Source organism: Bifidobacterium asteroides (assembly GCF_030758775.1).
Classification (GTDB): domain Bacteria; phylum Actinomycetota; class Actinomycetes; order Actinomycetales; family Bifidobacteriaceae; genus Bombiscardovia; species Bombiscardovia kimbladii.
In genome coordinates, this window is record NZ_CP132384.1 from 1,081,801 (window position 1) to 1,096,296 (window position 14,496).

Annotated in this window: 10 protein-coding genes; 1 reads left to right on the forward strand and 9 read right to left on the reverse strand. The window is 65.6% G+C overall.

Annotated features, from left to right (window positions below):
* Positions 1-131 precede the first annotated feature (131 nt).
* From RAM15_RS04175 to lepA, 6 genes are all read right to left on the reverse strand, one after another.
* Entirely contained in the window at positions 132-971 is an 840-nt protein-coding gene (locus RAM15_RS04175) for an ABC transporter ATP-binding protein (protein ID WP_306220890.1), read from the reverse strand.
* Positions 972-973: 2 nt separating this feature from the next.
* Positions 974-1,426, reverse strand: coding sequence for a hypothetical protein (locus tag RAM15_RS04180; protein ID WP_024627974.1), 453 nt, complete (start codon positions 1,424-1,426; stop codon positions 974-976).
* Between the two features lie 45 nt (positions 1,427-1,471).
* Entirely contained in the window at positions 1,472-3,019 is a 1,548-nt protein-coding gene (locus RAM15_RS04185; protein WP_306220891.1) for a glutamate synthase subunit beta, read from the reverse strand.
* A gap of 1 nt (position 3,020) precedes the next feature.
* Positions 3,021-7,595 (reverse strand): glutamate synthase large subunit, encoded by a 4,575-nt coding sequence (gene gltB / locus RAM15_RS04190; protein WP_306220892.1) that lies wholly within the window; start codon positions 7,593-7,595, stop codon positions 3,021-3,023.
* A gap of 123 nt (positions 7,596-7,718) precedes the next feature.
* Entirely contained in the window at positions 7,719-9,062 is a 1,344-nt protein-coding gene (gene hemW, locus RAM15_RS04195; protein WP_306220893.1) for a radical SAM family heme chaperone HemW, read from the reverse strand.
* 4 nt (positions 9,063-9,066) lie between these two features.
* Positions 9,067-10,944 (reverse strand): translation elongation factor 4, encoded by a 1,878-nt coding sequence (gene lepA / locus RAM15_RS04200; RefSeq protein WP_101432419.1) that lies wholly within the window; start codon positions 10,942-10,944, stop codon positions 9,067-9,069.
* Positions 10,945-11,089: 145 nt separating this feature from the next.
* Here lepA and rpsT point away from each other — a divergent pair, with 145 nt between their 5' ends.
* Complete coding sequence (gene rpsT / locus RAM15_RS04205) at positions 11,090-11,350, forward strand: 30S ribosomal protein S20 (RefSeq protein WP_015021872.1); 261 nt, start codon at positions 11,090-11,092, stop codon at positions 11,348-11,350.
* 39 nt (positions 11,351-11,389) lie between these two features.
* Here rpsT and RAM15_RS04210 read toward each other — a convergent pair whose 3' ends face one another.
* The 3 genes from RAM15_RS04210 to RAM15_RS04220 all read right to left on the reverse strand — a co-directional run bounded on the left by RAM15_RS04210 (position 11,390) and on the right by RAM15_RS04220 (position 14,323).
* Positions 11,390-12,184 (reverse strand): trimeric intracellular cation channel family protein, encoded by a 795-nt coding sequence (locus RAM15_RS04210; RefSeq protein WP_306220894.1) that lies wholly within the window; start codon positions 12,182-12,184, stop codon positions 11,390-11,392.
* A 183-nt stretch (positions 12,185-12,367) separates the two neighbouring features.
* The gene (locus RAM15_RS04215; RefSeq protein ID WP_306220895.1) at positions 12,368-13,495 is read right to left on the reverse strand and encodes a branched-chain amino acid aminotransferase; all 1,128 of its coding nucleotides are present in this window, start codon (positions 13,493-13,495) and stop codon (positions 12,368-12,370) included.
* Between the two features lie 204 nt (positions 13,496-13,699).
* Positions 13,700-14,323, reverse strand: a complete 624-nt coding sequence (locus RAM15_RS04220; protein WP_306220896.1) for a 50S ribosomal protein L25/general stress protein Ctc — start codon at positions 14,321-14,323, stop codon at positions 13,700-13,702.
* Positions 14,324-14,496: the final 173 nt, after the last annotated feature.

The following is a 14,496-nucleotide window of genomic DNA, read 5'->3' on the forward strand; positions in this document are numbered from 1 at the left end:
TTCACGCAACAGGTCTGCCGCAGTCCCCGGGCAGACAAACCACCACAGTCTATACCCGGGCCTGAGTTGATGAATTGGCTATTCCTTGAGCTGACACGGGCGTGTCAGAACGGGTCCGCAGGCAGTGGCGTTCAGACGGCGAAGGCACCCCAGCGTCCGTCACGGTGGACCACGGTCAAATCCAGCCCGAAGAGCTCGCTCAGGCGCGGACCGGTCAGTCCACCCTCCAAGGGGCCCTGGTAGACGATGGTGCCCGGATCCGGGTCGCCGGTGTCTGCAGTATCGGCAGGACGCCGGCCCATCATGGCTATCCGGTTGAAGCCCAGGGGAATCTCCTCAAGTCGGTGGGTGACGAGTATGACCGTGCGGTCCTTGTCCTCCCTGCCGATGTCGCTCAAGGCCCTGAGCACCAGCTCCCGGCCGCCCAGATCCAGTCCGGTGGTCGGCTCGTCCAGGATGAGCAGGTCGGGATTGGCCATCAGCGCCCGGCATATCAGCACCCGGCCGCGCTCCCCTTCGGAGAGCCGGTACATGCGCTTGCCCTTGAGGTAGGCGATGCCGAACCGGTCCATCAGGGCCAGGGTGGCCTCTTCCTGCTTGGCCGTGAAGGTCTCCCTCCAGCGTCCGGTGGTATCGCTGAAGGCTGTCAGCACCACGTCGTAGGGATCCTCCTGGGGGCTGATGGTCTTGGCCAGGCCGGCCGAGGCCAGACCAATCCGATGCCGGTAGGAGAAGACGTTCACCTTGCCCAGCCGGTTGCCCAGGATCTCCACGCTGCCGGTGCTGGGGAAGCCTCGGGTGCTCATCATGGCCACCAGGGTGGATTTGCCCACCCCGTTGGGTCCGAAGAGGACCCATTTCTGCCCACGGCCCACCTCAAGGTTGACATCGTTCAGTATGACCCGGCCCTGACGGCGGAATCCCACGTGCTGCATGCGCACGGCCTGCTGTTCTGCCACGCTTTCGGTCATGATCACAGGGCCGTTCCGTAAGAGTCCAGACGGGGATTGTCCCGGTTGCCGCCCACCAGGAAAAGCCCCAGCACGCCCAGGCAGAAGACCGCCGCGATGGCGATGGTGGCCCAGATGGGAACGTGGGGCAGCCACATGCAGACCAGGAAGGCCAGGCCGGAGCAGATGATCAGGGCCCAGACCAGGATTCGCAGCCATTGGCGCACGCCGCTGGGAGCCCTGAGCAGACGGGGGTTGCGGTCATTGGGGTCCACGGAGTCCTTCTGCACCAGGTCATCGGTGTGCCCAGTGGGCTTCCACTCGGCGCCCTGGCCAGCCTCCAGCCGGCGGGAGCGCTCCTGCAAGGCCCGTTCATCCATCACTCCGGCCCTGCCCTTGGCCGTCATCCTCCGGTCATCGTTGCCGCCACGGCGGCTCCGCTTGGCCTGCGCCCTACGTTCAGCGCGGTTGGTCATATCCCACTGCCTCCATCCCTTCGATCGGCACCATACCTTTTCATATTAGCGTGGGTGCTTGTCGGCCGCAGGCAGGGCCATGGCGCGCTCATCGGCTCGGATGGGGGCGGGCAATTCAGTGGCGCCAGTCAGATACCGGTCCACGGCCGCCGCGCAGGAACGGCCCTCGGCCAGGGCCCAGACCACCAGGGACTGGCCGCGTCCGGCATCACCGCACACGAAGATGCCGTCACGTTCGGTGGCGTAGTCGGCATTCCGTGCCACGTTGCCGCGCGGGTCCAGCCCTAGGCCGGTCTGTCCGGTCAGGGTGGCCGTCTCGGGATGGGCAAAGCCAATGCTGATCAGCACCAGGTCGGCAGGCAAGACCCGCTCGGTGTCGGGATGGGGGATGATTCGGTCCTGGTCGTCACGGCTGACATCCACCACGCGAACGCCGCGCACCCGTCCCTCATGGTCCTGGTCGAAGCCAGTGGGGGCGCTGGTCCGGTCCAGGTTGATCCGGTCATCGGAGCCGTCGCCCAGGTATTCCAGGCTGTCCACCGCGTACTCGTAGTGGCCGCCCTCCTCCATGGAAGAGGTGGGATTGTAGAGCCGGGCGTAGGTTGGCCAGGGCCGGTTATCGGGCCTGGACGAGGGCTCTTTGGGTCGGATCTGGAGGACGGTGACCGACTTGGCGCCCTCTCGCAGGGCCGTGCCCAGGCAATCCGAACCTGTGTCGCCGCCGCCGATGATGATGACGTCCTTGCCGGCGGCATCGATGTTGTTGATGGGCTCGCGGCCCATGAGTTTGCGGGTGGGGTCGGGCAGGAAGTCCATGGCGTAGTGGATGCCCTTGAGCTCCCTGCCGGGAAGGTCCACCCGCCGGGGTTCGGTGGAACCGATGGCCACCACCAGGGCGTCATAGCGGGCCCGCAGCTGGTCCCAGCCCAGGTCCCGGCCCACCTCGACGCCGGTGCGGAATCGGGTCCCCTCGGCCTCCATCTGCTCCAGCCGACGGTCCAGCAGGGACTTCTCCAGCTTGAAGGCTGGGATGCCGTAGCGCAGGAGTCCGCCAATGGCATCGGCGCGCTCATAGACCACCACCGTGTGCCCGGCCCGGGTCAGCTGCTGGGCGCAGGCCAGCCCCGCAGGACCCGACCCGACCACGGCCACGGTCATGTCGGTCAGCCGCTGGGGCGGCCTGGGCTTGACCAGGCCCAGGGACCAGGCCTGGTCGATGATGGTCTGCTCGTCTAGCTTGATGGTGGTGGCCGGCTGGTGGATGGAGAGCACGCAGGAGGACTCGCAGGGAGCCGGGCAGATCCGTCCGGTGAACTCCGGGAAGTTGTTGGTCAGGCTCAGCCGTTCGTAGGCCTCCTCCCAACGGCCCCGTGACAGCAAATCGTTGAACTCGGGGATCAGGTTGCCCAGGGGGCAGCCGGTCATGCAGAAGGGGGTGCCGCAGTCCATGCAGCGGGCGGCCTGCTCGGCGGTCCAGGGACCGGGGCCAGTGGTCTGGTGCACGTCCCGCCAGTCCTTCAGGCGTTCGGCTACCGGGCGCTCGGCCAGCTCGTGCCGGGTGCGTACCTTGAGGAATCCCTTGGGGTCGACCATATCAGTGCGCTCCTTCCATGACCTGGGCGTAGGTGGCGTCCCAGACGCCGGGCTCGTTGAAGTCCACCTGCTCGCGTTCGGCCTCTTCCATGGCCTTCTTCATGGCCAGATAACGACGGGGAACCAGATGGGTGAACCGGGCCAGCGCGCTCGGCCAGTCCTCCAGCAGCCCGGCCGCAGCCTTTGACCCGGTCAGCCGGACATGCTCCGCTATCAGTTCCTTGAGCATGGCCGCCTGGTCCTGGTCGGGCTCCAAGGCCAGCAGGGAGCCGTCATTCCAGGCTTGCGGATTCAGCCGGGAGGTGTCCATGTCCAGCAGGTAGGCATCCCCTCCCGAGAAGCCGGCGCCGAAGTTGCGCCCTGTGGGCCCCAGAACCACCACCAGGCCGCCTGTCATGTACTCGCAACCGTGGTCGCCCAGGCCCTCGACCACGAAACGGCCGCCCCCGTTGCGTACGGCGAAGCGCTCCCCGGCCCGGCCGGCCACGAACATGTCGCCCGAGGTGGCGCCGAATCCGGCCACGTTGCCGCAGATGACAGTCTGGTGCGGATCGAACCTGACGCCTTGGGCAGCCTGGAGGATCAGACGGCCGCCGGACAGGCCCTTGCCTGCATAGTCGTTGGCCTCGCCGATCACCCGGATGGTCTCGCCCCTGGGGATGAATGCACCCAGGGATTGACCGGCAGAACCTGTCAACGTGATGTCCACGGTGTCCACAGGCAGGCCGGCGGCTCCGTATTGGCGGGTGATCCTGTAGCCCAGCATGGTGCCCACGCTCCGGTTGACGTTGCGCACGGTTGTCTTGATGGCCACCGGTCGGCCCTCGTCCAGGGCGTCGACGGCCTGATTGATCAGGTCCACATCCAGGGACTTGTCCAGTTCGTGGTCCTGGGCCTGGGTGTGGTGCAATACCGTGCCCGGGGTGGGGCCAGGCTTGCGCAGGATGGCATCCAGGTCGATGCCCTGGCTCTTCCAGGTGCGCACGGAGGGGTCCCGGCGCAGGCACTCCACGTGGCCGACCGCCTCCTCCAGGCTGGCGAATCCCAGGGAGGCCAGGATCTCCCGCACCTGACGGGCCATGAACATGAAGAAGTTGACCAGGTCCTCGGGCCGACCGGTGAAGCGCGAGCGCAGCTCCGGATCCTGGGTGGCTATGCCCTGGGGGCAGGTGTTCTTATGGCAGGCCCGCATCATGACGCAGCCCTCCACCTGCAGCGCCGTGGTGGCGAAGCCGAACTCCTCGGCCCCCAGCAGGGCGGCTACGACCACGTCGCGGCCGGTCTTGAGCTCCCCGTCGCACTGGACCACGATCCGCGAGCGCAGGTCGTTCATGACCAGGGTCTGCTGGGTCTCGGCCAGGCCCAGCTCCCAGGGGGTGCCCGCGTGCTTGATGGCGTTGAGCGGCGCCGCCCCCGTGCCGCCGTCCTGGCCCGAGATGAGGACCACATCGGCATGGCACTTGGCCACGCCCGCAGCCACGGTTCCCACCCCGTGCTCGGAGACCAGCTTGACGTGGATGCGGGCTTGGGGGTTGGCCATCTTCAGGTCGTGGATCAGCTGCTTCAAGTCCTCGATGGAGTAGATGTCGTGGTGGGGCGGAGGCGAGATGAGCTCGACACCGGGTGTGGACCGTCTGACCTGGGCGATCCAGGGCGGGACCTTGGCGCCGGGAAGATGGCCGCCCTCCCCCGGCTTGGCTCCCTGGGCCAGTTTGATCTGCAGGTCGGTGGCCGAGACCAGGTAGTCGCTGGTCACCCCGAACCGGGCCGAGGCCACCTGCTTGATGCGGCTGGTCCTGGCAGGGTCTGCAATCCGATCCGGCGACTCGCCCCCCTCGCCCGAGTTTGACCGCGCGCCGAGCCGATTCATGGCCAGGGCCATGGTCTCATGGGCCTCCTGGGAGATGGACCCGTAGCTCATGGCGCCGGTGGAGAAACGGGTGACGATGGACTCGGCGGGCTCCACCTGGTCCAGCGGTATGGGCGCCCTGTCGGAGTGCAGCTCCATGAGGCCGCGCAGGGTCATGCCCTGCTTGGCCGCAGCGTTCACATGGTCGGTGTAGGCATTGAAAAGCCCGTAGTCCCCGCGCTTGGTGGACTGCTGGAGCAGGAAGATGGATTCGGGGTCGTTCAGGTGGTCCTCGCCAGTGCGCCGCCAGTGGTAGTTGCCGCCTGTCTCCAGATCATGCCCGGAGCCGGCGGTCCACTCGATGGGGTAGGCCACCCGATGGCGCTGGGCCACCTCGGCGGCGATCTCATCCAAGCCTATGCCGCCCACCAGGGAGGTGGTGCCGGTGAACCAGCGGTCGATGACCTCACGGCTCAGTCCGACGGCCTCGAAGAGCTGGGAGCCGCGGTAGGACATGATGGTGCTCACACCCATCTTGCTCATGATTTTCAGGACCCCAGTGCTCAGGGCCCGGACCAGGTTGGCGGAGGCCTTTTTCGCATCCACGTGCAGGTCGCCGCTGTTGGCCAGGTTCTCCACGGACTCCAGAGCCAGGTAGGGGTTGACGCAGGCGGCGCCATAAGCGATAAGCAGGGCCACATGATGGACCTCGCGCACGTCGCCGGCCTCCACCGCCAGGGAGACCTGGGTGCGGGTGTGCCGACGGAGCAGGTGGTGCTGGACGGCCCCGGTCAGCAGCAGGGAGGGTATGGGCCCCCAGATGTGGTTGGAATCCCGGTCAGAGAGGACAAGGACATTGCAGCCCTCCTCGATGGCCTGATCCACCTCTCTTTCGATGGCCTCCAGACGCTCCTCAAGGGCCTTGCCACCTCCGGCAACCTGGTAGAGGCCGCGGATCAGACGGGGGCGGAAGCGGCCTTCCAGGACCGGCGCCCGGTCCAGGCGCTTGATCTGCGCCATCTGGACGGAGTCCACCACCGGCAGGTCGATGTGGATCTTCCAGGCGTGCTCGGGGGTGTCCTCCAAAAGGTTGGGCTCGGGCCCGATGGCCGAGGCGATGCTGGTCACCAGCTCCTCGCGCTCCCAGTCCAGGGGCGGATTGGTGACCTGGGCGAACTTCTGGGTGAAGTAGTCGAAGAGCATGCGCGAGCGGCGCGAGAGCACGGCGATGGGCGCGTCATTGCCCATGGAGCCGATGGGCTCGCTGCCGGTTTCGGCCATGGGCCCCAGCAGCATGGTCAGATCCTCCCGGGTATAGCCGAAGGCCTGCTGTCTGCGGTGGACCGAGATGCGCGAGTAGTTGACATGCTCGCGCTCGGGCAGGTCATCCAGGCGGACGGTCCGCTCGGAGACCCACTTCCTGTAAGGGTGCAGGCTGGCCAGCTGGTGCTTGATCTCGCTGTCGGGCACTATCCGGCCCTCTTCGGTGTCAGCCAGGAACATGCGTCCCGGCTCCAGCCTGCCCTTGGCGACGATGGACTCCTGGGGCGTATCCTCAAGGACGCCGGCCTCCGAGGCCAGGACCAGGTGGCCGTCATCGGTCAGCTGCCAGCGGCCCGGGCGCAGGCCATTGCGGTCCAGCTGGGCGCCCACCAGGGTCCCGTCGGTGAAGACGATGGCCGCCGGGCCGTCCCAGGGCTCGATCAGGGTATCGTTGTACTGATAGAAGGCCTTCAGGTCAGGGTCCATGTCCGGATCCTGCTGCCAGGCCGGAGGCATCATCATGGAGACGGCGTGGGGCAGGGACCGTCCTGCCAGGTGGAGCAGCTCAAGGGTCTCGTCGAAGGTGCCTGAGTCTGAGGCTCCAGGGGTGTTGACCGGCAGCAACGGGGCCATGTCGCCCAGCAGTTCCGAGCTCAGCTTTCCCTCGCGGGCCGACATCCAGTTGCGGTTGCCCTGGATGGTGTTGATCTCCCCGTTGTGGGCGATCATCCTGAAGGGCTGGGCCAGCGGCCAGGAGGGGAAGGTGTTGGTGGAGAAGCGGGAGTGGACGATGGCCAGGCGGGCCTTCAAGACCGGGTCACCCAGATCGGGGAAGAAGCCCTGCAGCTGCTTGGTAGTCAGCATGCCCTTGTAGGTGATGGTCCGGCAGGACAGGGAGGCGAAGTAGACGCCCAGCTCGTGCTCGGCCCGCTTGCGGACCCGGTAGCCCAGCCGCTCCAGATCCAGTCCTCCGCGGCTATCCGGCCCGGCGTCGCACATGATGGGCATGAGGAAGCGAGGCATGGAGGCCAGAGCCTGCAGACCCAGTCCGTCAGGATCGGTGGGCACTGACCGCCAGGCCAGGACGCGCAGCCCCTCCTGGCCAGCGATCGATGCTATGGCCTCCTCCTGGCTGGCAGCCTGCGCCGGGTCCCTGTCCAGGAAGGCCATACCCGCCAGATAGTGGCCGGCTTCGGGCAGATCCCGGCAGACCCGGGTGCGCATGAACTCGTCGGGCATGGAGAGCATGATGCCGGCCCCGTCGCCGGTGTTGGGCTCGGCTCCCACGGCCCCTCGGTGGTCCAGGTTGACCAGGACGCGGATGCCCTGTTCGACGATCAGTCTTTCATCCCGTCGGTTCAGGGTGGCCACCATGCCGAAACCGCAGGCATCGTGTTCCGTATCAGGGTCGTAGAGCCCTTGCGGGCCGTGGACATGCAGATCGAGAGGGGCCGTGAATGACACCGCAATCACCTCATTCGTGGACGGGGGCGGGGCCGGCATGCTCCACCCTTGAGGAGCCTTGTCAATGGTGAATCAACAGAATAATGCATCCACAGGTGACATCCGTGTAACGTTCCGCAGTGTCTAACGAATTCCTACCGCCTCCAGGACCTGGTCGATGACCAGATCGTTGAGCAGGCGGCCCCGGCGGGTCACCTGGATTCTGTCGCGCACGGGCAGCAAAAGGCCCTGATCGACCAGATCCCTAAGGATCTTCGGGTCGGCCGGACGACCCGCCTGCCTGGTCAGCCGATCCAGTCCTAGACCTTCCGGCAGGCGCAGGGCCAGCATGACCGTCTCCTCCAGGTCCTGCCTGAAACCCAGAAGCTCGGCATCCTGCCAGGGCACATGTCCGGCGTCCATGGCGGCGGCCCAGTCCCTGGGGTGGGCGATGTCCCAGGAGCGAATGGCCCTGGCACGCCGCTCCCCCAGGCCGGGCTCCGGCGATAGCCACCAGCGTGCCCCGGGATCGGCCTCTTGCGCCGCTGCTGTTCCTGTGGCCCTGAACCCGGGAGAGACGGACGGCATAGGCTCCTGTTCCCGAGCTTCATCCACCGGCGCCATGCCCGTGTCCTGGCCTTCCAGAGCACGATAGTGGGAGTGGGCGCCGGGGCCGATGCCGGCCCAGTCCACGTTGTGCCAGTAGCCCAGGTTGTGGCGGCTCTCCTGGCCGGGGCGGGCCCAGTTGGAGATCTCATACCAGTTAAGGCCTGCCTGGGAGAGCATGTCGTCGGCCATCTCGTACTTGGCCGCCTCGTCGTCGTCATCGGGTGCAGGCAGCTGGCCCCGGCGCACGGCTCGGCCCATCTTGGTGGTGGGCTCCAGGGTCAGGGCGTAGGCGGAGACATGGTCCACGCCCAGGTCCAGGGCCGCCTGCAGGCTGGTCCGCCAATCCTCAAGCCGCTCCCCCGGCGTCCCGTAGATCAGGTCCACACTGGCCCTGAGTCCCAGGTCCTTGGCGGCGGCCACATCAGTGGTCACATTGGCCGGAGTATGGGTGCGGTCCAGGGTGGCCAGGACGCTGGGCACCGCTGACTGCATGCCGAAGGAGACCCGATTGATGCCGCCCCGAAGCAGCTGCTCCAGATAGGCCCGATCAACGGTGTCGGGGTTGGCCTCGGTGGTGATCTCGGCCCCGGGGGACAGACCCCAGAGGTCGGCCACGGCCTCGACCATGCGCACCAGATCCTGGGCCGGCAGAATGGTGGGCGTGCCTCCGCCGAAGAAGATGGTGGACACGGGCGGCTCTATCAGGCCTCGGGAGGTCTGCCAGTCGCGGACCATGCGCATCTCCTGGATGGCCAGGTCGGCATAGTGCTCCCGGCTGGCGCCCCCGCCCAGGTCGCGGGCCGTGTAGGTGTTGAAGTCGCAGTAGCCGCAGCGGCGCATGCAGAAGGGCACATGGATGTAGACCTGGTAGGATCCCACCCGTTCAGCCCTCCTTCCTGGCGGCGGCCCGGATCTTGTCCTTGGTGTCCCGGTCCTGGGCCTGGCCGGTGCTCAGAGCGGCGATGAATGCCTCCTGGGGCACCTCGACATGTCCCAGCATCTTCATGCGCTTCTTGCCGGCCTTCTGCTTCTCCAGCAGCTTGCGCTTGCGGGTGATGTCCCCGCCGTAGCACTTGGCCAGCACGTCCTTGCGCAGGGCGCTGATGGTCTCCCGGGCGATGATGCGCGACCCTATGGCCGCCTGGATGGGGATCTCGAACTGCTGGCGCGGAATCAGCTTGCGCAGCTTCTTGGTCATCATCACCCCGTAGGCGTAGGCCTTGTCCTTGTGGACGATGGCCGAGAAGGCGTCGATCTTCTCCCCCTGGATGAGGATGTCCACCTTGACCAGGTCGGCGGACTGGGTGCCGTCGGGCTGGTAGTCCAGGCTGGCGTAGCCCTTGGTCCGGCTCTTCAGCTGGTCGAAGAAGTCGAAGACGATCTCGGCCAGGGGCATCCTGTAATGCATCTCGACGCGCTCGGGGCTCAGATACTCCATGGTCCCCATCTGCCCGCGATGGTCCTGGCAGAGCTCCATGACCGGTCCGATGAACTCCTTGGGGGTGATGATATCGGCGCTGACCACGGGTTCCAGAATCCGGCGAACCTTGCCGTCGGGGAACTCGCTGGGGTTGGTCACCGTGTGCTCGCTGCCGTCCTCCATGGTCACCTGATAGGTGACGTTGGGGGCCGTGGCGATCAGATCCATGCCGAACTCCCTGCTCAGGCGCTCGGTGACGATCTCCATGTGCAGCAGCCCCAGGAAGCCGCAGCGGAAGCCGAAGCCCAGGGCCACCGAGGTCTCCGGCTCATAGACCAGGGCGGCATCGTTGAGCTTGAGCTTGTCCAGGGCGTCACGCAGCTCGGGGAACTGGGCGTTGTCGATAGGGAATAGTCCGGAATAGACCATGGGCTGGGGGTCCTGATAGCCGGGCAGGGGCTCCTTGGCCGGGTTGGCCTCGGTGGTGACCGTGTCGCCCACCTTGGACTGGCTGACGTCCTTGACGCCGGTGATCACGTAGCCGACCTCCCCGGCACCCAGGGCCTTGGTGGGTGTCATGTCGGGACTGATCACGCCCAACTCGATGGGGTCGTGCACGGTCGCCCGGCCCATCATGCGGATCTTCTGGCGCTCCTTGAGCTCGCCGTCCACCATCCGGATGTAAGTGACGATTCCCCGATAGGAGTCGTAGACCGAGTCGAAGATCAGAGCCCGGGCCGGGGCCTTGGGATCCCCCTTGGGAGCCGGCACCTGGTCCACGATGCGGTCCACCAGCTCACGGATCCCCTGGCCGGTCTTGCCCGACACCCGGAGCACCTCGTCCGTGGAGCAGCCGATCAGGTTGGCGATCTCCTCGGCGTGCTTGTCCGGCTCGGCCGAAGGCAGGTCGATCTTGTTGAGGACGGGGATGATGGTCAGGTCATCCTCCAGGGCCATATAGAGGTTCGAGAGGGTCTGCGCCTCGATGCCCTGGGTGGCGTCCACCAGCAGAACCGCGCCCTCGCAGGCCTCCAGGGCCCGGGATACCTCGTAGGTGAAGTCCACGTGGCCCGGGGTGTCGATCATGCCCAGGGTGTATTCGACGCCGTCCTTGACCCAGGGCAGGCGGACGGCCTGGGACTTGATGGTGATGCCGCGCTCCTGCTCGATGTCCATCCTGTCCAGGAACCGGTCGTGCATCTCGCGCTTAGGCACAATCCCGCTCAGCTGCAGGATCCGGTCGGCCACCGTGGATTTGCCGTGATCGATGTGGGCGATGATGCAGAAGTTGCGGATCAGCGATTGGTCGGTGAATCCTGGTTGGTTCTTGGCTTCCTGCACCGGTCTGCTCTCCTCACGTACGTCTGGTCTAACGATTCTAGACGATGCCCTGGGCCGAAGCGCCCGTCTATGGCGGATTCTTCTCCCGGTCGGGTGCTACTATGGTGGGTTGTCTGTACAGATACATTCATCGTTTGGAGCAACATTGGCAAACATCAAGTCGCAGAAGAAGCGGGTCATCACCAACGAAAAGGCGCACCTGCGCAACAAGGAGGTCAAGAGCGCAATCAAGACCTCCGTGCGTTCCGTGCGCAAGGCCGTGGATGCCGGTGACAAGGAGGCCGCTCAGGCTGCCTACCAGGTGGCCGCCCGCCGTCTGGACAAGGCCGCCGGCAAGGGTGTGATTCACCGCAACCAGGCCGCCAACCGCAAGTCCGGTCTGGCCAACGCCGTCAACGCCCTCTGAACCGGGTGCCCACAAGGGCCGGTGATCCAAGCGCTTGGGTCACCGGCCCTTCTTCGTATCCGGTTTCCGGTCGGAATCCTCGTCGTTGTGCTTGATGGTGACACTGATGTTCGACCGGCCACGCATCAGATGACGGATGGCCCTGGCCAGCTGGGCATCGTTGAGCGGCAGCCGGGCCGAGCGCCGGTCCACCGCCCCAGGCACCAGAATGTTGAATTTCACCGAGATGATGCGCAGGACGACCACCAGGGCCACGATGGCCAGGTCCAGGGCCATGTCGACCCGGGCCGGATAGAGCCCATGCTGCTGGGCGCGCGTGGATGCCAGGGTCAGCATGCAGCCGATCAGGGAAGGCAATGCATACCAATGCTGGTCCTGGATGACCGCAGGCACCTGGTTGAGGAGGATGTCTCGCAGCAGGCCGCCAACCAGGGCCGTGGCCATGCCCATGAAGATGGCCGTCATGCCACCGGTTCCACTCATCAGCGCCTTGGCCGTGCCGTTGACGGCAAAGGATCCCAGGGCCATGGCATCAGTGACCAACATGGACCAGGTCATCCTGCTGATTTCAGGATGGGCGACAGCCACCACCAGGCCGGATGCCAGGGTGACGATGACTGAGCCCTTGTCGGTAATGCCGCTGGGCGGCACCTGACCCAGAAGAACGTCTCGGACCACCCCGCCTCCCAGGGCACTGATCCAGGAGACCAGCAGAATGGAGATGATGTCGTAGCCCTTGCGCACGGCAGCCAGGCCACCCGAAAGCCCGCAGCTGAAGATGCCCAGGTACTCGATGACCATGAAGATCAGGTTCCCCTCCAAGGCCGTCTTCATCCCGCGCTTCTCCTCCCGGAATCGTCCCGCACTCAAGTCTGTCTATAGATTAGCCAAGCACAGAGCTGAACAGGCCGGTGATGTGCGCAAGGCCACAAATATGAAGGAAGGCGGCCCAAGGCGAAACGTCGCCCTGAAGTCGCCTTCCATTCAAGACCTGTCAGGCAGGAATGGGGTCAGCGCTCAGCAGACCTTCCACATCCAGTCGTGCGGGTCTTCGATCTCGCCCAGCTGGATGCCCAGGAGCTCGTTGCGCAGGTCCATGGTGACCTTGCCGGAGCCGCCGTCGGCCACCTGGACGTCGAAGTTCTCGGACTTGAAGCGTCCGATGGGGGTGATGATGGCGGCGGTTCCGCAGGCGAACACCTCAGTGACCTCGCCCGAGCGGATGTCGTCCAGCAGGGTGTCCAGGCGGATCATGGTCTCCACCACATCCCTGCCGTGATCCTGGGCCAGGGCGATCAGGGAGTTGCGGGTGACGCCGGGCAGAATGGTTCCGGTCAGGCTGGGGGTCTCCAGGTGCCCGTCCTTGTGGACGGTGAACATGTTCATGCCGCCCAGCTCCTCCAGGTAGGTCTTGGTGGCCGCGTCGACGAAGCAGACCTGCTCGCAGCCATGCTCGGCACCGCGGTTCTCACCCAGGAGGGAGGCTGCATAGTTGCCGCCGCACTTGGCAAAGCCGGTGCCGCCGGGGCCGGTGCGGAACCACTTGTCCTCCACCCAGATGCTGACCGGCTTGACCCCGCCGGCGAAGTAGGGCCCCGAGGGCGAGGCGATGACGCAATAGTCCACCGCATGCGGGGCGCGCACGCCCAGGAACGGCTCGGAGGCGAACATGTAGGGGCGCATATAGAGCGTGTACTCGCGCCGCTTGGGCACCCAGGCCGCGTCACGACGGACCAGGGCCGCAACCGAGCCTAGGAAGTCATTGGGCTCAAGCGGAGGCAGGGCCAGACGCTTGGCTGAATTGTAGAAGCGCTGAGCGTTGGCATCGGGGCGGAAGAGCCAGATGGAGCCGTCGTCGTGGTAGTAGGCCTTGAGTCCCTCGAAGGCCTCCTGGGCGTAATGGAGCACCGAGGCCCCCGGATCCAGGCTGAGCGGTCCGTAGGGCTCAACCCTGCGATCATTCCAGCCGTCTTCCGAAGTCCATCCCATGTGGGTCATGTTGTCTGAGAAGAGCTGGCCGAAGGCGGGCTTGTCAATCAGCCGGGCACGCTCCTCGTCAGAGGCGGGATGATCGTTGGGAATGACCTTGAAAGCGTCCGCCAACTCATTGAGTGCCTTCGGGTCGTGATGTGATTGCTCTGCCATTGTCTACCACTTCTTCTTGCTGCTGTATTTGTTTGCTCGGGTGCAATGCTTATGGCGATGCCCGGTACACGAACTATCGCATAGGCAGGCCTTGACCTGTTCAGCGCATTTCGCATAGTGACCGTCATAGGCAAAAAGGCCGCAGGATCGTGATGATCCCACGGCCTTAGCAGCAAACGCCTTGGCAGTAACGAACCTCTGGGTTCACTCGCTCTGGGCGTCAGCCTCCGGAGCGGCTTCCGCATCAGCCTGTTCGGTCTCCTCGGCGGGGGTCTCCAGGCTCTCCTCCTTGGGGATCTCGACGGAGACGATGGATTCCTCCATATCGTCGATGATCAGCTCGGAGCCTTCGGGCAGCTTGACATCCTTGGCCAGGATCTTGTCGCCCTCGGACAGGCCCTCCACACTGATGTCGATGCGCTCGGGCAGGTTGGACACGTCGGCCCGGACCTGCAGGTTCTGGGTGTCGATCAGGGCCACGGCAGCGCCCTTGGTCTCGCCGCTGACGAAGACGGGCACCTCCACGGTGACCTTCTCGCCTGCGCGGACCTCATAGAAGTCGATGTGCTCCACCTGGCGCTTGACCGGGTTGCGCTGCACGTCCTTGACCACGGCCGTCTTGGTCTGCCCGCCGAAGCTGATGGAGAAGAGGGCGTTGGCGCGGCGCAGGGCCAGAGTGGTCTCGCGCATGGGCAGCTTGATGTAGTCGGGCTGGGCGCCGCCGGCGTAGATGGTGGCGGGGATCTGCTGGGCCACGCGCATGCGGCGTGCCGCCCCCTTGCCGAATTGGTCGCGGACTTCGCCCTCGAGCTTAATTGTGTTAGCCATGTTGGCTTCCTTCCTTGAGTGGTTCCTCAAAACCGACCTGGGCCGGTCCTGGCGCATCGCCGCGTCGGATTCCGGACCGCCCATAAGGAAAGGCCGCCGATGATCCAGCCGAGTCGATAACGGAGGCCATGAAGCCTCCCTCGCCAAAGCAACGTGCCTACTTTAGCACCGGG